Raw genomic sequence first — 16,464 nt, forward strand, 5'->3', positions numbered from 1 at the left:
GAAAAATGAATGGCAAAGATAAGTCTTTAGTCGGAAGTCCATAGTCAATAGTCCATAGTCGATGGCAAAAAAACTTAGAAATACTATAAATTTAAATTTAAGATGTGACCTTGTTAAGTATTTTCCATTACGATCAATCTTTGCTATGGGTCATCCACCATGGACTATGGACTTCTGACTGAGGACTCAAGACTACATCAGATCATCCCCTCATCACCAAAGCTAAAATACCCGTCGTCGGTTACGATAAGGTGGTCATACACTTTTATTTCCAGTATCTGCCCGGCTTCGCAAAGGCGTTTGGTGAGGGTTATATCCTGCTGGCTGGGCTTTAACCCGCCCGAGGGATGGTTGTGCGCCAGGATAATACCTGCCGCATGATTTTCCAAAGCTACCTGGAAAATGATCTTCGGATCGACGATCGTGGCCGCCAAACCGCCCTTGCTGATCAAATGTGTACCTGTAACTTTGTTGGATTGTGCCAGGGTAATGATCCAGAACTCCTCATGGTTCAGATCGGCAAATATGCGGTACAGTATTTTGTAGGCGTCGCGGCTGCAGGTGATCTGCTCTACGGCTTTGGTCTCGGTATCGTCGCGGCGGCGGCCAAGCTCTAAAGCTGCTATAATTGATATGGCTTTGGCTTCGCCGATGCCTTTAAACTTCGAAAGCTCGTTAACGCCCGCCTTACCCAGCGCATTCAGATCGTTTTTATAATGGTGCAATATCCGTTTGCTCAACTCCACCGCCGATTCGTCCCTGCTGCCGCTACCGATGAGTATGGCGATCAACTCGGCATCGGTAAGGTTACGCCTGCCCTGCCCCAGCAGCTTTTCACGCGGGCGGTCCTCCTCGGCCCAGGCTTTGATGCTGATCTTGCTTTCGTAGGGTTCCATTGTTAGATATGCGTATTGAGATGTGCGTATTGAGACATTGCATGGTAAATATGGTTATTTTCAAACGTAATACCATATGATACGCAATGTTTTGCGTGAGGGATAGTAGCGAATACCGGCCTTGTGGCTAAGGACTCCCGATGGTATCGGGACAGGTCGTGCAGTATGAGCGGATAGCCCGACCCGATAGGGGCACGCCCTGAAAAACAGAATCAAGAGGCAAGAACCAAGAGACAAGGCCATGTCCAGCCATAACCGTTCCATTGCCTCGATCTAAAAACAACAAACCCAATAAAAACCTATAAAACAAAAAAGGTGATGGACTAAATATCCATCACCTTCTTTCAAAACCTTTTAACAGATTCTGTTATGCTTATGCTAAGCCGTTAACAAATTTAGTCAGTTTCGACTTATTGTTTGAAGCTTTGTTTTTGTGGATCACGTTCTTTTTGGCCAAACGATCAAGCATCGAGATCACTTTCGACAATAACGGAGTTGCTTCCGATTTCGAAGTAGTGTTTCTTAATCTTTTAATTGCGTTACGGGTTGTTTTAGCCTGGTAACGGTTGCGTAAACGCTTCGCAGCGTTAGCCCTGATTCTTTTTATCGATGATTTATGATTTGCCATTGCTTATAGCTCTTTTTTCGTTCTGTTTTTAAGGACTGCAAATATAGGCACTTGTTTTTAATTTGCAAAGAGGGATTTGAAAAATAATTCAAAGCTTAATTTCCTAAGTACTCTTATCGCCAAACTTGCCTGTAACTAAATTCGTTTTGCATACTAATACTATCTGACGTAGAATAGATTTAAACCAATCAGTACACCATAGATAATTAAAGCAATTATAGCTGGCACCCAAATTTTGCGCGTTGTGAACTGCTTAAAATTTTTAAAATGATAATCCCACATTGGCTTGATCAGGATCAAACCACCAATGGCATTCGGTAAAATAAAACTGATAAAAAAATTATCGGAAAACTGCCTCGCAAACTTAAAAGACACCCCATTCCAAATCAAGCAAAAGATCAAAACTCCAACAATTTGCTTTCTATTCTCTATTTCAGATAAGTTATTAGAATAAAGTATTCCTCCAAAAAATGTAGAAAGCAGAATTGAGAAAATAAAAATTGTCAGTCTATTAAATAACTTAGGCTTATCTTCGAGCATCGTTGATATCATTTTTTCTTTGTAATATATTGCTAAACTATCATTTTTATAGACTTATTAAGAATTGAAACTGCATCTATCCCATGTCCAAATCCGACACGACCGACCTCCTCCTGTTCCTCGCCCCTTTCGACGGGCGGATACAGCAATTGGCCCTGTGGCTGCGCGATTGGGTTTGGGAGCAATACCCGCAATGCAACGAGCTGATCTATGATAATTACAATGCCCTGGCCTTTGGCTGGTCGCCTACCGAAAAGATGACCGATATTTTTTGCTCGGTAGCCCTGTACGGCAATAAGGATGTGCACTTCGGCTTTTACTGGGGATCGGAGATCAACGACCCCGAAAAATTGCTGCAGGGCGCCGGCAAACAATACCGCTACCTGCGCATAACCGATCAAAGCGGTTTCCCGGTTGAATACGCTACCCGCCTGGTAGCCGATGCCTATGCCAACTCGATGGTTAAACTTAAACCCAACGCAGTGCTAAACGAGGGGAAAACTATCGTAAAATCGAGCCTACCGGTTAAAAAACGGCCGGGAGTGGTGATACCGAAGAAAGCTGCCAGATAAGGGGCTATTTTACTATTAGCTCTTGCCGAATAATAACGTCATAACCTAAAATCCCTTTTCTGATTACAAGCTGCACTTGATTTGCCCTGTTCAGATTAATACCGCAATCAAAAACCAATTGTTTGGTAATTTTATCATAATCAACATTGGCAACTGCATTTCCGCAACCTGCAGTCCCTTTCGCCATATTACTTTTATCCTTTAATTGCAATTGTATAGTAACAGGGTACCCGCGCTCAAAATAGTAATTCGCAAAAAAAGGAATGGCTACAAGGATACCGCCCCATGTAACCGTGTTGAACACAATGTGTAGCAACCACGATGTCATATTAATTTTCTCAATGAGATATCGGTATAAAACGGGCGTTAATAACAATCCTGTCAGTAGCCACACTGTACCTGGAATGATCGGATCGGTAAACGTTAGTCTATAAATATCAATAGTTTTTATCGTTAGCAGCATCGCCCCGAAAAATAATACTCTAAACGTAAGTTTTATCCACGAAAACCCATCAAATAGTGCTTTACAAAAACGTTTTAAACCTGCATTAACTACCAAAACCGTGCTTACTTTAAACCAATAATAGTCAAAATCTCCATTATAAATCTGTATCCCGAATTAATCGCACAGATAATGTTATTTTTCCGCATATTTAATCCATGAAGCAAAAGCTCGCACTTTTACTTTTATGCATCACCACTCTAACCCTCTGTTGCTCCTGGGGGTTCTTCGGTCACCGGCGCATTAACCGCATTGCGGTTTTTACGCTACCCAAAGGCATGGCCGGCTTCTACAAAGCCAATATCGATTTTATTACCGAGCACGCTGTAGATCCGGATAAAAAACGTTACGTCGACTCGAGCGAAGGGCCGAAACATTTTATCGACGCCGACCATTACGGCAAAAACCCATTCGCCAAAATACCCGAGCGCTGGGCCGAAGCCGAACGGCAATACAGCGCCGATTCGCTCGATAAATACGGCACCGTACCCTGGACCATCCAACACTATTATTATAAACTGGTAGATGCATTTAAGCGTCGCGATACGACGGACATCCTGCATACCTCGGCCAACCTGGGGCATTATATTGCCGATGCTAACGTCCCGCTGCATACAACGATGAACTACAATGGTCAGATGACTCACCAGGAGGGCATCCACGCCCTTTGGGAAACGCGGGTGGTGGAGCTTTTCAGCGATGGGTATAATTATCACGTCCCGCCGGCACATTATATTCAAAGTCCGCTTAAAGAAGCCTGGAAAATGTGCCGCCGTTCGTTCAAATGCGTCGATTCGGTTCTGGTATTCGAAAAGCAGTTAAGCGCCACTTTTACAGACGACAAAAAGTACGGCCAATTTAAACGTGGCAACCGCAAGGTGAAGGACTATACTGTGGAGTATGCCGAAGCCTATCAGAAAATGCTGCACGGTATGGTCGAGCGGCAAATGCGCCTCTCGGTTATGGAAGTGGGTAACTTTTGGTTCACTGCCTGGGTTGATGCCGGACAACCCAACCTGGATAAACTGATTGCAACGCCTTTAACCTCAGAACAAAAACAAAAATTATTACTGGAAGAAACATCATACAAAACGGGTAAAGTAGTAGCTTTAAGCAACAAATAATTCCATTAGAATGAAAGCCGGGTTTATGGTATTGGCAGCATTAGGTTTGTTGTGCCTGCAAAGCAATGCGCAACACAAAAGCGCGCAAAAACCTAAAGAAAAAATAGAAGCATTAGTACTTGCGAAAGTAAAACAAGTGCCCGAAGTAAAGCAGTTTTTCAGAACCGCAGCCGGTCAACGCCCCGACTTAATGATGGACAGGAGGCCCGACGGGGATTTTATGTATTATGAAGTAAAGATGGGCCTAACCGGTGGAGACATCTTCAGAACCGCAGAGCGCTTTTGCGTCGATCCACGTACAATGAAAGTTTACTATTGGGATGTGATGGCCGATGACATGGCTTTTTCTTCCTCTGCCATCATTACTTTGGAGCAGTGGCGAAAGTTGCGAAAAACTGCTGCCTGGCAAAAACCGCATACTTACAAAGCCGGAAAATTAGTAGCTTTAACAAAATGACCTTATGTTCAGACAATTAAGCTCCACCAAGCACCACGAGCGCATCAAATGGCGCAGCCACGAGCCATCGCGGCTGGAGACATTCAGCGACGCCGTTTTTGCCTTCGCGCTAACGCTCATTATCGTATCGGTAGAAGTGCCTAAACTTTTATCGATCTGCTGGATATGATGAAGGGTGTGGTCAGCTTCGGTATCTGCTTTGCGTTCTTATTCAACATCTGGAACATGCAGAATAAGTTCTTCCGCCGTTTCGGGCTTACCGATGCCTACACCAGCGCTTTAAATGGCATCCTGCTCTTTGTATCGCTTATCTATGTGTACCCTTTAAAGTTTTTAACTTCACTTATCGGCACCGAAGATCAGTTTAACGATCATGGGCACCTGGTATCCAAAATCACTTCGGCGCAGGTACCCATGCTTATGATCATTTATGCATCAGGTTTAGGTGTGATCTATTTGCTGTTTTTCCTGATGTACCAGAACGCACATCGCCATGCCCTCATCCTGCACTTAACACCACAGGAATTGTTCGAAACAAAAACACTGGGGTATGGCAATCTGCTGGCAGTTGGGGTATGTGTCCTGTCGATAACCACCGCCTTGATATTGCCCCAGGCCACTGCCGGCAATGCCGGTTTTATATTTTTCCTGCTGGGGCCTGCCTACTCGTTCTGGTACGCTTACCGCGGAAAGAAATCAAGGCTGATGTTCGGGCATTAAGCTGCCTTTGCCGCCTGCCTGCTTTTTACAGCAGCATAAACAGCAGGTATTACCGATATCAGGATGATCGCCAGCGACACCAGCGAAAAGTGGTTCTTAAAGAAAGGGATATCGCCGAAGAACTTACCGCCGAAAAGGAAAATGACGATCCATGGCGCACCGCCTAAAATATTGTACAGGCTGTAACGGCCAAAAGGCATTTTACCTACGCCGGCCACAAAAGGCGCTATGGTACGTATAATCGGCACAAAACGACTGAATATCACCGCCTTCCCACCATGCCGGGTAAAAAAAGCTTTGGTTTCGAGGTAGTAGCTCTGTTTGAGTATCTTGTTCTGGGGTTTAAATACATTCTCCCCTAAAAGCGTCCCTAAAAAGTAATTCACCGTATTGCCCGCAAAAGCTGCGATGATCAGGATAGCCGCCATCAGGTAAATATCCAAACCGGTATTGCCACCTGCAATTAAAGCCCCGGCTGCGAATAATAGCGAATCGCCCGGCAAAAACGGCGTAACCACAAAGCCGGTTTCTGCAAAAATTATCGCAAAGAGAATAAAATACGTTTCGCCCCGGTACTGACTGATAATGTCGGCGAGGTTTTTATCAATATGCAGTATAAAATCGATAAGGTGTTTGATGAGTTCCAAAATGCGTGCTTTTTAGTTCGCCGCAAAAATATAAAAAAACAGGGCAATAAATACGTAGTTACTGATTAGTTATTACCGAAGCGGTAAAGGCTGCGCTATCGGTACGGCCTACCAAACCGCGGGAGTAGATGGTATACAGCCGGCCATCCTGCACAGTAATATTGCTTAGGGTGCTTAGGGTACTGGCAGGTGTTGCCGTGGCGTTTATTTTAAAAGCATAAATGCCGGCAGGCACCTGTATATACGAGGTTACTTTTTTGTAGGTAACATTGGTAAATGCCGTTGTTCCGTTGGCGGTGATATCCAAACCGGCGGTCCGCGGCGAGGCATTTACAAAGCGTATTTTGCCATAACCCAGGTCGGGCAGGGTTGAGTAATCGGTAGTGAGGATATACGTCAGCGTATCGGCATGGGTGGTGGCGCTTGCCAGGCCGGTTACAAATAAGCTGTAGTTACGATTATCCTTTAGTACACTGTCGACATAAAAAACGGTTGTCTGATAATGATTGCGCACCTGCATTACCTGTTCGCCGCTATAAACCGGATAATAACTGGTGATGGTAGGGTAATTAAAAAATTTACCTATGGTACCTAACTGCAAACTACCGAGATACACCTGCATGGGCAGCAGGTCGGGACTGGCATCAACCACACATAACTTGGTTGTAGACGAACTTGGCGACACCACTGCCGTTTTACCGCACGACGGCAGCAGCGATATCGTCAATATCGAAATAACGATAGCCAGCAGGCTCTTTACAACTAAATTATCTGTTCTGCGATGCGTCATTTTTATTACCTGTATCAGTTATTAACTATTTCGCCCAGCGTAAAAGCATTTGTACCTGTGCCATTGTACAGGCCATAACCATAAAAAGTATAAACTCCGCTACTGCTTAACGTAAACGTTTTGGTTAAGATAACGGTATTGGTACCCGCCTGGTTGATCTTTACGGTAACTGCTCCGGTATCGACCACTGCTACTTTTGATATGCCTTTATAGCCGGTGTTGCTAACAACCGTATTATTAAAATAAACATCAACTGCAGGTGCATTTACCGAAGCGTTCACAAAACGAGCCCTGGCTTTGCTCCCTGTTGCAATGGTATCGGTTAACAGGATGCCGCTTACTGCCTGGCTGGCCTGGCCGGCTGTGAGCAGGGTGTACTTTGTGCTTTTGGTAAGGGTTATATCTGCCGAATAAATGGTATTATACAAAGTATCCTTAACGCCGGCTATTTGTTCGCCCGATGCTACAGTCAGGTAGCCCGACGCTAATCCATAAGCCAGTTTATAGCTGTTTTGCCTGGTACCGTTGGCGTAATAGTTGATCGAGCTTGAATTAACCACCAGGTTTACCACATTGATGCTGCTTGTGGTGGTTACCGCAGGGGCATCGTTATTGTCTTTACAACTGCTAAATACAAGCCCTGTCAAACAAAAAAACAATAAATATTTCCCGGTTTTAAATTTCATGGTGCAACGCCCAAAAATAAATTTATAATGCCTAATAAACGAATTTGTTTAAGCCCTTGTATAAGCATAGCTAAACATTTGATACAAATCCCGTTTGGGTATATGCCCTACCCAAAACTTAATTGCACCATTTTGCTTTATAATATGTTGATATATAAGCAGATGTTAACAAATAAATGATACTGTGTTTACATTAATCCCCGCACAGATAACTTAAATTAGTGAAAACTTATACATGGTCGTCCATTTAACCCACATGAAAAACTATGACCTGGAGAAAATTCAGTGGCGAGATCATTCAATCGCCCATCATCGAAGAAGTTGAAAAAGCCATCGAGCGCGAGGCAAATCTGGGTAATAAGCTCAAAGTTTGCATCGGTACCGACTCGCAGGTAAAAGGCAGTGTAACAGATTTTGCAACAGTAATTGTTTTTTTGCGTGAGCAGCGCGGCGGATTTATGTTTATCCACCAGGAGCGCACCTCGCAAAAAATGACCATCAAAGAGCGTATGCTTAATGAGGTGCAAAAATCAATTGATATTGCCTACAAACTGTGCGACCTGCTCGACCTCTACGATGTCGACCTGGAGGTGCACGCCGACATTAACACCAACCCGATGTTTAAATCGAACCAGGCTTTGCACGAAGCTATGGGTTACATTTTGAGCATGGGCTTTGTGTTTAAGGCAAAGCCCGAGGCTTTTGCCAGCAGTTACTGCGCCAACAAAATGGTGCAGTAAACGCATCTTCTCATCTGCTTTTAGCGTGGCTTTTCGGCCGGGGTTGCCTTTTTTGCCTTTATCAAAAAACCATTATTTGTATTTTAGGTTTAATTTTTTGCGCTTAAAACACTTCGGTGCGCTTCCTGTTACGCAATATTATGAAGACCTACCATTTCGAGTTCGAAACCAATCTGCCTATACCATTGGCCGAGGCCTGGGATTTTTTTTCGTCGCCGCTTAATCTCGGCAAAATAACCCCGCCTGAAATGAACCTGGTTATCACAAGCGGGTATACTGATGATAGTAAAATGTATCCGGGCCTGCTGATCTCTTATAAGGTATCTCCCATTTTAGGCATCAAAATGAGATGGGTGACGGAGATAACACACATTAAGGATAACGAATACTTTATTGATGAACAGCGATCGGGTCCTTACGCCTTCTGGCAGCATCAGCATCATTTTAAAGAGATCAGGGGCGGTGTGCATATGACGGATATTTTAGCCTACGCTATCCCCTACGGTATCATCGGCCGCATAGCCAACCGGTTGTTCGTTGCCCGAAAGCTCAAAAAGGTGTTTGCCTATCGCCAGCAGCAGATTGAAAAAATGTTTGGAGTTTATCGGGAACGGTAGAATCAATCCAACCTGAATATGTCCTGGAACCACAGGAATTGTTTGGTATAATACAACTCATCAACCTCATGCGTTTTTTCGGGGCTCGACCACCATTCGTTACGTTTGTTGGTCAATTTGTTGTACATGGCCAGGCTGCAGCGTGGCGGGCAGAATTCATCCAGCAAACCGATGGCCATTAACACCGGGCATTTTACATCGGGGGCAAAATTGAGCGGGTCGTAGTAATCCCACACATCGAATAATTTTTCTTTGTTGAATTTAGGGTGTGTGCGCACATAATTTACGATCATGCCTACCGGCGTTTGCGATTTGGGGTTCAAAGCCGTGATATCATAAGCAGTTCTGAAATCGGCATACAAAGGCACTTGTACAGTAGCTACTTTAATACGCCTATCCATCGCGGCTAAGGCAATAGCCAAACCACCACCCTGGCTCGAGCCGTCGACCATGATCTTGCTGGTATCGATGCCTAAACCAGCGTGCGCGTATAAAAAGTCGAGGCCGCGTACGCAATCCATATACACCGCGCGATATACGTACTCATCGCGGTTTTCGATATTGTACAGGTTATACTCGCCATGGGTATCGATAGCGCTTTTGCTGTTACCGCCCCCGCGCACGTTAAAGTTAAACTCTACAAAATCATCATCATCCAAACTTGGCTCGAGGGCCACAATGTATCCGGGCAGCCTGTATTTAACCGGCAATGGCTTTTTATTTTTGGTGATGGGTATGGTGAGCCATCCGCGTACTACCTTATCGCCCCACGAGTGCATCTCGACCAGGTAAACCCGTTTGTTGTTCACATCGAGCGCATGCTCTTCGGTAACTTTATATTGCGGTGCTATTTTGGCCAGCGAATCGCGGGTGCGCTTCCAGAAAATATCAAAATCGGCAGGCTTATGCAACGGCGGGTTTATTTTTGATGCGTTCACCCCAAAAACCCGTTTCACAGTATCATCGTATGATGACAGGTGGAAGATGAAACTGACCTTAAAAAAGCCGTAATCCTGCTTACAATCTATCTTAAACTTAAAATTGTCGCTGCTTTTTTTTGTCATGTGCACGTTAAGCGTGTTCTCAAACACCTTGTCGCCCATGTCGGTGGTTACATAACAGGTCAGTTTACCATCCTGTGTAACCTTGTATAAATTATCAACCCTGAGTGTATAGCTTACATCGTCGGAATTTTTAAAGATACCATCGGATGCGCCTGGCTTAACCTTGATCAGTATCTCGCCTTCATCCTCGCTGCTGTTTTCTTTTGCCGTATCGGCGGCTTTTACACTGTTAAAGTTTTCGGGCAAGATGTATTGAGCCCTGGCGGCCATGCTACCCAGTATAAAAGCGAACAATAAAAACAGTTTTCCGGATAGTCTCATCCTTTGCACAATAATAGTAAGGTAGTGTTAAAACTTATACGCATAACCTAACGAAAGTGTGTTACCAATACCGGTATTTTTTCCGAAAAGAAAACGCGTGCCGCTAAAAAAGAAACTCTTGTTGCGCGAAATATTATGCGCAACAGTAACGGTAAGCTCGCTATAGGTAAAATCTTTGGCCGGTACGGGGCTTGTCGGGTCGAACGCTTTCGACGGGCTGTATGATGATGCAGTAGTTTCGGTAAGCGATACCTGGTTCTTTTTGGATATGGTAAAACCCAAGGTGCCGCTAAAGCTCAACTGCAGCGGCGCCAGCGAGCCAAAGTACTGGCTTGCACCCACCGTGCCCGAGAACGAGAAGTCCTTCTCGCCGATCTTAAAATCGCCCGAAGCCAGGAACTGCACATTGGCTCCTACATCGCCGTAACCGTGGTTTAGCGAATCGGTATTATGGTAAACCGGGAACAAAAAGTTAGTTTGCACCGAAAAATAAGTACGGTAAGCAATATTGGCAATATAATACGACATGCCTACCGAAGCATCGCCAAGCGAGCCCACTGTTGTTGAATTGACCGTATTTTTAAAGAAATTTACCGTATAAGGTAAAGACACCATCAACGACACCCGGCGCGAAAAACCGTACTCGGCGCTTAACGAAAGCGAGAAAGTAGAATATTTGCCATTATTATCGTACGATTTGGTTTGCCCATTCTCATCCCAATACTGATCATTAAAAAAATACGAAGAGGTAGCGATGACGAACAAACGGTGCTTACCAACCGGGCGGCCGCCTGCCCGTGCCTGCATCGCACCAAAAAACAACACTATCGATAAAAACGCCGATAGCAAAACCGGTGTTTTAAATAATTGCTTTAGTAAAGTAGCCCGACTACGATTCATTCTTTTTTATAAAAATAATAGTTTAAACATAAAAGGTGCTTAAAGATGCACATTAAATTCAATTTAAACTGTCTTTACAGGCCCAAATTATCCGTCATCCACTTCATCTTGTACGCAAACAACTCGGGCGAAACTTCGTGTGTTAAATTAGGATAGATGAACAATTGTTTTGGCGTTTTGATGTTATTATACATGATCAGCGAATTGGTCGGGGGCACCAGCGGATCGAGCAAACCTATACCCAAAACAACTTTACATTTGATATTACTCACCAGGTTTTTTAGATTGAAATACTCGAAGTTATCCATCAATGTTTCAAACTTAACGCCTTTGGCATCGGCATAATCATGAAACACGGTAATCGGCCATCTGTTTGTGTAGTACGGAACTTTGAGGTCGATATAACCCGGGTTCTCGGCCTCGCAAATAGATACCCGCGGATCGACACTGGCTAAACAAAGTGTTAAATAACCACCCTGGCTACCCCCCGTAACAAATATCGACGATACATCAAACAGCTCCTGGTGGGCATAAATAAAGTCCATCAGGCGCACGCCGTCCATTATCGCGCCGCGGTAAATGTATTTATCCTTGTCTTCCAGGCTGTAAGAGATATAATCTTCCCTGTCGGGATGGATCACGTCGCGGCTATTACCATGTCCGCGCACATTAAGCGCAATCGATGCAAACTGCGATCCGCCGTGTATAGGCACCATAGCGTTACCATACCCCGGCATTGAAACATATACCGGGAACTTCTCTTTTGCATGGCGATCTTTAGGCAGGGTTAACCATGCTCTGACGGTAAGGTTACCCAACGATTGCATTTCGATGAGGTACACCTGCTCACCTTCTTTTTCTTCTTCCTTATGCTCGGTCATCCTGAAGTTTGGCGGAACGGCGGCCAGCTCCTTTTTGGTGCGCGCCCAAAAATCGTCAAAATCGGCAGGTTTGCCGTAGGTTGAACGGATGGCTTCGATATTGACACCAAAAACCCTTTTCACCGTATCGTCATAATCATCTGAGTTAATAGCGAAGTTGATTTTATAGAAACCGGTTTTTTGCGGCGGTATCTCTACGTGCATTTTTTTTGTCTCGCGCGAGTCGAGGTTTACTTTAACCGAATCCTTATAAACAAATTTATCCTCGTTCGTGTAAACGTAATAGCTTAATATGCCTTCCTGTTTTTTAAAGTAATTGTTCTTTACGTCGACATTGTACGTAATGCTGCTGTTCAGTTTATATATGGCTTCTTTATTGGTAGGATGTTCGATGACGGCGATCGAATTGCTGCCCGTTGCTTCTTCCTTGGCTTTTTGCGCTTCGGCATCCTTATTCCACTGCTTCCATTTTTCGTATATTTTCAGGTTATCGTATACCCATTTGCCTACGTAGTTGCCCACTTCCGGACCGATATCATGCGCCAGGTTAGGGAACACAAACAGCTTTTTATTGGCCGGAATGTTGTTGAACATGGATAGCTCGGCGGTTGGCGGCGCCATATTATCCAGCAAGCCAATGCCCACCACGGTTTTAACTTTGATGTTATCGCTAAAGTTCTTCAGGTCGAAATAATCGAGTGTATTCAACACCTGGTCGAGCTTCAACCCGGCCTTTTTGTTATACAGCAATATCTCGCCCATCGGGAAACTATTGGCGCTGGTTACCGCCAGGCTCCTGAAATCGGCGAACACCGGGTTATTGGCGCTGGCAATGTTTACGCGTTTATCGATAGCGGCCAGCGCCATCGAGAGGTAGCCACCCATACTTGCACCGGCAGCATAAATAGCGGTCGAATCAAGCTCGGGGCGACTGGATACAAAATCAACCAAACGCACACAATCCATCAGCACACCGCGCAAAATGTATTTATTCTTATCTTCTATACCTGTAGTGATGTATTCTTCACGATCGGGTTTGAGCACATCGTCGCTCAGGGTTTGCCCGCGTACGCTGAGGCTGAGCAAAGCCATGGCGGGCGTGCCCTGCATCGGTACGGCCTGAGCCGCGTAACCCGGCAGGTATAAGCTTACCGGCAGGCGCTGGCCCGGTCTCAAATCTTTAGGCAGGCTCATATACCCTCTGATGGTCATATTACCCAACGATTGCATCTCGATCAGGTAAACCTTATCCAGGTCGCTGTGCTCCAGGTCGGGTTTTTCGGTCACTTTAAAATTTGGCTTTACCTGTGCGAGCTCGCGTTTGGCTTCGGTCCAGAACGCGTCAAAATCGGCAGGCTTGTGCTTTTCGGTATGTATCTTATTGGTATCCACACCAAACACGCGGCGCACAGTATCGTCATAATCGCCGGTGTTGATCGCAAAATTAACCTTGTAAAAACCGGCCGGCTGTGCTGGGATATCGAAGGTTACCGTCTTTTCCGATTTTGCCGGGATGCTTACCGCAACAGAATTCTGCGCTACCAGCTTACCTTCGGGCGTGCTTACGATATACGACAGCTTACCGTTTTGTGCCGACTTGAAATTACTCTTCAAAGTCATGTTATAGGTAATGGCTTCGTTACCGGTAAAAATGGCATCCTTATTAGCCGGATGTTCCTTCACGTCGATCACCTCGGCATTGGGGTCGGGCGGTGGCGGTGGCAGCACTTTGACAGCTTCGGGCGGTTTGTTATAAGCAAACCATTTGTTATAGATCTGTAGTTTGGTAAATACCCACGAACCTACCCAGCGGCCCATCGAGGGGCCGACATCGTGCGCGATATTGGGGAAGATGAAGATCTTTTTGGGCGCAGTAATATTATTATACATTGCCATTTCGGCCGTTGGCGGGATAAAATTATCCAGCAAACCAATACCTACTATGGTTGGGCATTTAATGCCGGTTACAAAATTCTTCAGGTCGAAATAATCCCAGGTGTTCAGAAAATCAGGATAGTTAAGCCCTTTGTGCTTTGCATAATCCTTCATGGTATTGATCGGAAAAACGTCCCAGGTTTTATCGATAAAGCGCAGGTCAGGGTAACCGGGGTTATCGGCCGAGATGAGCGTTAAGCGATCATCCAGCCCGGCCAGCGCCAGTGCCAGGTAAGCGCCCATACTACCGCCTGATGCGTAAATGGCTTTGGTATCGAACAACTCCGGTTTGCTGAACAAAAAGTCGATCACGCGCACGCAGTCCATCATCACACCGCGGAATATATAGGTATTTTTGTTTTCGATACCGTAAGTGATAAATTCATCTCGGGCGGGGTGTATCACATCGCGGCTGTTGCCCAAACCGCGCACGTTTAAGCCGATATAGGCCAGGCCCGGGAATATCCCCCTGAAGGGACGCATTTCGCCGCCGTAGCCGGGCAAGCCTACCGTTACCGGGAATTTCTGGCCGGGTTTTCTGTCCTTAGGTAAAGTGAGCCATGCCCTTACGGTGATGTTACCCAGCGATTTCATCTCCACCAGGTACACCTGGTCGTTACCGCCGCCCATTTCGGGATGTTCGGTCATCTTGAATTCGGGCGGTACTTTGGCCAACTCGGCTTTGGTATTTTTCCAGAACTGGTCAAAATCAGCAGGTTTTTTCCATTCGCTGCGGATATTGGTGGTATCTACACCAAACACACGGCGCACGGTATCGTCGTCGTCGGTAACGTTGAGCGTAAAATTCACTTTATAGAAACCCGCTTTTTGGCCCGGCATCGCAATGCGCACCTGGGTAAAGCCTTGCGAAGGTATAGTTACCGGGTACGACCGTTTAGCGATGAGGCTATTTTTCAGATCCATGATGTGGTAAGTAATCTTACCTTCCTGCGGTTCCTTATAGGTGCTTTTCAGATCGATACTGTACCGAACACTGTCGCCCGGTTTAAATATCGATACACTGTCGGCCGCATGTTCCGTGATCACGATCTCTTCCTTCGCGGCGGCAGCCACAGGTGCTTTTGGCTTAGGCTTTGGCCTTTGCGCAAACGCTGTAATGCCAGGTACTGATAGCAAGAGGGTCAATATCAGGTATATCTTTCTCACATTCATTTTTTAATCCATTTTTACTCCAGCACTTTTTCTTTCTCCACAACAGGCAAAGCCTGCTCGTTAACGGTCGACGGTAACGGCCTGTTGATCTTCAAAAACAGGTAATTGCGTATTTTTTTATTGAGCGGCTCTTCCATAAACTTATATAAAAACACAGATATGCCATACAAGCCAAAAAACACGTAAAATATGTTTAACTGGTCGTATTCAAACGGCGAATGCCAGTCGAGCCCGTGCTTATCGTAAAATGCAAAAGTCCAATCGTTCAGCCAGTTAATACCTTCGTGTAAAAAGTTATTGAGGAAACCCAAATGGATAAGATAAAAAAGGAACGAAGCGTTGCTTAACAACTGTACAAATTTTGAAGATAAAATGCGCTGTAACGTTGTTTTTTCTTTGATCAGACCGAAGAAAAACATGATAATGGCCGGCGATAACAGCACGGTATCCAGTATCATACCGGTAGGGGTTTTGATGCCGAACTGCTCATCCTTTCCTAACGGTATCAGGGTAAAAAAGTATACGCAAACAAACATCAGGATAAAACCGATATAGGTGAACTTTTTGCTGCCGGGTTTAATATTGATCTTTTGATAGTTCAACGCCAGCAGCATGCCCATGTATATCTCGAAACACCTGCCGAAGAAGGTGTAGTACAGCATAAAAGTAAAGTTACTGAAGAAGCCGTACCAGCTAAAATTACGGCAGATCAATACGATTAAAAAGCCCAGCGGCAGGAAAACCAATGTTTGCTGGAAAGCGAATTTCTTTTCCTTCACCAGCCAGAAAACAAAAGGTGTGATGAGATAGAACACCACATCCACAGTGATGGACCAGCCCTGGCCTACGCCGGTAAATTTCAGGTCGTCGAAAAAACCACGTAAGAAGGTATAATTTAAAAACATAGTGAACCAGGGGTGGTTCGGATCGCCGATTAAAGCCTGGCCGCGGTTAAAATAGTAATAAATAAATGCCGCAGTAGTAAACAAAAAATACATGGGGTACAGGCGCGCAGCGCGGCTGATCAAATATTTTTTCGTCCACTGTTTGGTAAACTCAAAATTATCGTAGTAACGCAGGGTGATCAAAAAGCCGGTCAGCACAAAAAACATAGGCAGGCCGATGCTCAGTTCGTTAAAATAACGCTGAAAGCCGGGGCCCAGGCTCGCCGTCATGATATAACCGGCATGGGTAGTAAAAACCATAATGGCGGCCAGGGCGCGTACACCTGTTAACGCGGGGAAAAACTTGGGCTTTGTTTTTTCAGACAT

The 16,464-nt window shown here is 45.2% G+C and carries 18 protein-coding genes; 7 read left to right on the forward strand and 11 right to left on the reverse strand.

Annotation, left to right across the window (positions count from 1 at the left end; all coding sequences use genetic code 11):
• Nucleotides 1–197 precede the first annotated feature (197 nt).
• The 3 genes from radC to BEL04_RS10250 form a co-directional block, all read right to left on the reverse strand.
• On the reverse strand, nt 198–896 hold the full coding sequence (gene radC / locus BEL04_RS10240) for a DNA repair protein RadC (RefSeq protein ID WP_066002975.1): 699 nt from the start codon (nt 894–896) through the stop codon (nt 198–200).
• Between the two features lie 373 nt (nt 897–1,269).
• Entirely contained in the window at nt 1,270–1,524 is a 255-nt protein-coding gene (gene rpsT, locus BEL04_RS10245) for a 30S ribosomal protein S20 (protein ID WP_066002976.1), read from the reverse strand.
• Between the two features lie 159 nt (nt 1,525–1,683).
• Nucleotides 1,684–2,064 (reverse strand): hypothetical protein, encoded by a 381-nt coding sequence (locus tag BEL04_RS10250; RefSeq protein WP_066002978.1) that lies wholly within the window; start codon nt 2,062–2,064, stop codon nt 1,684–1,686.
• A gap of 83 nt (nt 2,065–2,147) precedes the next feature.
• Here BEL04_RS10250 and BEL04_RS10255 point away from each other — a divergent pair, with 83 nt between their 5' ends.
• The gene (locus tag BEL04_RS10255; RefSeq protein WP_066002980.1) at nt 2,148–2,636 is read left to right on the forward strand and encodes a DUF1801 domain-containing protein; all 489 of its coding nucleotides are present in this window, start codon (nt 2,148–2,150) and stop codon (nt 2,634–2,636) included.
• A gap of 4 nt (nt 2,637–2,640) precedes the next feature.
• Here the strand turns inward: BEL04_RS10255 and BEL04_RS10260 are convergent, their stop codons facing one another.
• Nucleotides 2,641–3,195 carry a hypothetical protein gene (locus BEL04_RS10260; RefSeq protein WP_066002982.1) on the reverse strand — a complete coding sequence of 185 codons (555 nt, stop codon included), beginning with the start codon at nt 3,193–3,195 and terminating at the stop codon, nt 2,641–2,643.
• A gap of 101 nt (nt 3,196–3,296) precedes the next feature.
• Between BEL04_RS10260 and BEL04_RS10265 the strand changes: the two genes are divergently transcribed.
• Genes BEL04_RS10265 through BEL04_RS10275 form a run of 4 tightly spaced genes read left to right on the forward strand, consistent with a single transcriptional unit; the run spans nt 3,297 to nt 5,439 of the window.
• Nucleotides 3,297–4,262 carry a zinc dependent phospholipase C family protein gene (locus BEL04_RS10265; protein WP_066002985.1) on the forward strand — a complete coding sequence of 322 codons (966 nt, stop codon included), beginning with the start codon at nt 3,297–3,299 and terminating at the stop codon, nt 4,260–4,262.
• Nucleotides 4,263–4,272: 10 nt separating this feature from the next.
• Entirely contained in the window at nt 4,273–4,719 is a 447-nt protein-coding gene (locus tag BEL04_RS10270) for a hypothetical protein (RefSeq protein ID WP_066002987.1), read from the forward strand.
• Between the two features lie 4 nt (nt 4,720–4,723).
• On the forward strand, nt 4,724–4,888 hold the full coding sequence (locus tag BEL04_RS24000) for a TMEM175 family protein (protein WP_139112974.1): 165 nt from the start codon (nt 4,724–4,726) through the stop codon (nt 4,886–4,888).
• Entirely contained in the window at nt 4,885–5,439 is a 555-nt protein-coding gene (locus BEL04_RS10275; RefSeq protein ID WP_139112975.1) for a hypothetical protein, read from the forward strand. The genes BEL04_RS24000 and BEL04_RS10275 overlap by 4 nt, the downstream gene beginning before the upstream one ends.
• On the opposite strand, the gene BEL04_RS10280 is transcribed toward BEL04_RS10275, so the two are convergent.
• The 3 genes from BEL04_RS10280 to BEL04_RS10290 are packed head-to-tail and all read right to left on the reverse strand — an operon-like array spanning nt 5,436 to nt 7,562.
• On the reverse strand, nt 5,436–6,086 hold the full coding sequence (locus BEL04_RS10280; protein ID WP_066002991.1) for a DedA family protein: 651 nt from the start codon (nt 6,084–6,086) through the stop codon (nt 5,436–5,438). The two genes, BEL04_RS10275 and BEL04_RS10280, sit on opposite strands and share 4 nt — an antisense overlap.
• Before the next feature lie 58 nt (nt 6,087–6,144).
• Nucleotides 6,145–6,876: a DUF4397 domain-containing protein gene (locus tag BEL04_RS10285; protein ID WP_066002992.1), complete on the reverse strand. Its 732-nt coding sequence runs from the start codon at nt 6,874–6,876 to the stop codon at nt 6,145–6,147.
• A gap of 14 nt (nt 6,877–6,890) precedes the next feature.
• Nucleotides 6,891–7,562 (reverse strand): DUF4397 domain-containing protein, encoded by a 672-nt coding sequence (locus BEL04_RS10290; protein ID WP_066002994.1) that lies wholly within the window; start codon nt 7,560–7,562, stop codon nt 6,891–6,893.
• A gap of 266 nt (nt 7,563–7,828) precedes the next feature.
• Between BEL04_RS10290 and BEL04_RS10295 the strand changes: the two genes are divergently transcribed.
• Nucleotides 7,829–8,302 carry a ribonuclease H-like YkuK family protein gene (locus BEL04_RS10295; RefSeq protein WP_066002996.1) on the forward strand — a complete coding sequence of 158 codons (474 nt, stop codon included), beginning with the start codon at nt 7,829–7,831 and terminating at the stop codon, nt 8,300–8,302.
• A 140-nt stretch (nt 8,303–8,442) separates the two neighbouring features.
• Nucleotides 8,443–8,919, forward strand: coding sequence for an SRPBCC family protein (locus BEL04_RS10300; protein WP_066003622.1), 477 nt, complete (start codon nt 8,443–8,445; stop codon nt 8,917–8,919).
• 2 nt (nt 8,920–8,921) lie between these two features.
• Here BEL04_RS10300 and BEL04_RS10305 read toward each other — a convergent pair whose 3' ends face one another.
• From BEL04_RS10305 to BEL04_RS10320, 4 genes are all read right to left on the reverse strand, one after another.
• A complete protein-coding gene (locus tag BEL04_RS10305) occupies nt 8,922–10,304 on the reverse strand; it encodes an acetylxylan esterase (RefSeq protein WP_083227845.1) in 1,383 nt (460 codons plus the stop codon).
• A gap of 27 nt (nt 10,305–10,331) precedes the next feature.
• Nucleotides 10,332–11,204 carry a hypothetical protein gene (locus tag BEL04_RS10310; protein ID WP_066003001.1) on the reverse strand — a complete coding sequence of 291 codons (873 nt, stop codon included), beginning with the start codon at nt 11,202–11,204 and terminating at the stop codon, nt 10,332–10,334.
• A 74-nt stretch (nt 11,205–11,278) separates the two neighbouring features.
• A complete protein-coding gene (locus BEL04_RS10315; RefSeq protein WP_175404043.1) occupies nt 11,279–15,187 on the reverse strand; it encodes an acetylxylan esterase in 3,909 nt (1,302 codons plus the stop codon).
• Nucleotides 15,188–15,207: 20 nt separating this feature from the next.
• Nucleotides 15,208–16,464, reverse strand: coding sequence for an acyltransferase (locus BEL04_RS10320; protein ID WP_066003005.1), 1,257 nt, complete (start codon nt 16,462–16,464; stop codon nt 15,208–15,210).

The sequence above is a fragment of the Mucilaginibacter sp. PPCGB 2223 genome (genome assembly GCF_001705515.1).
Taxonomy (GTDB): domain Bacteria; phylum Bacteroidota; class Bacteroidia; order Sphingobacteriales; family Sphingobacteriaceae; genus Mucilaginibacter.

What these genes read in the sequence shown, in the direction of transcription:
- BEL04_RS10310 (WP_066003001.1), bottom strand. Translation starts at nt 11,204, where the DNA reads ATGAATCGTAGTCGGGCTACTTTACTAAAGCAATTATTTAAAACACCG.
- BEL04_RS10290 (WP_066002994.1), bottom strand. Translation starts at nt 7,562, where the DNA reads ATGAAATTTAAAACCGGGAAATATTTATTGTTTTTTTGTTTGACAGGG.
- radC (WP_066002975.1), bottom strand. Translation starts at nt 896, where the DNA reads ATGGAACCCTACGAAAGCAAGATCAGCATCAAAGCCTGGGCCGAGGAG.
- BEL04_RS10265 (WP_066002985.1), top strand. Translation starts at nt 3,297, where the DNA reads ATGAAGCAAAAGCTCGCACTTTTACTTTTATGCATCACCACTCTAACC.
- BEL04_RS10255 (WP_066002980.1), top strand. Translation starts at nt 2,148, where the DNA reads ATGTCCAAATCCGACACGACCGACCTCCTCCTGTTCCTCGCCCCTTTC.
- BEL04_RS10305 (WP_083227845.1), bottom strand. Translation starts at nt 10,304, where the DNA reads ATGAGACTATCCGGAAAACTGTTTTTATTGTTCGCTTTTATACTGGGT.
- BEL04_RS10295 (WP_066002996.1), top strand. Translation starts at nt 7,829, where the DNA reads ATGACCTGGAGAAAATTCAGTGGCGAGATCATTCAATCGCCCATCATC.
- rpsT (WP_066002976.1), bottom strand. Translation starts at nt 1,524, where the DNA reads ATGGCAAATCATAAATCATCGATAAAAAGAATCAGGGCTAACGCTGCG.
- BEL04_RS10250 (WP_066002978.1), bottom strand. Translation starts at nt 2,064, where the DNA reads ATGCTCGAAGATAAGCCTAAGTTATTTAATAGACTGACAATTTTTATT.
- BEL04_RS10275 (WP_139112975.1), top strand. Translation starts at nt 4,885, where the DNA reads ATGATGAAGGGTGTGGTCAGCTTCGGTATCTGCTTTGCGTTCTTATTC.
- BEL04_RS24000 (WP_139112974.1), top strand. Translation starts at nt 4,724, where the DNA reads ATGTTCAGACAATTAAGCTCCACCAAGCACCACGAGCGCATCAAATGG.
- BEL04_RS10320 (WP_066003005.1), bottom strand. Translation starts at nt 16,464, where the DNA reads ATGTCTGAAAAAACAAAGCCCAAGTTTTTCCCCGCGTTAACAGGTGTA.
- BEL04_RS10270 (WP_066002987.1), top strand. Translation starts at nt 4,273, where the DNA reads ATGAAAGCCGGGTTTATGGTATTGGCAGCATTAGGTTTGTTGTGCCTG.
- BEL04_RS10300 (WP_066003622.1), top strand. Translation starts at nt 8,443, where the DNA reads ATGAAGACCTACCATTTCGAGTTCGAAACCAATCTGCCTATACCATTG.
- BEL04_RS10285 (WP_066002992.1), bottom strand. Translation starts at nt 6,876, where the DNA reads ATGACGCATCGCAGAACAGATAATTTAGTTGTAAAGAGCCTGCTGGCT.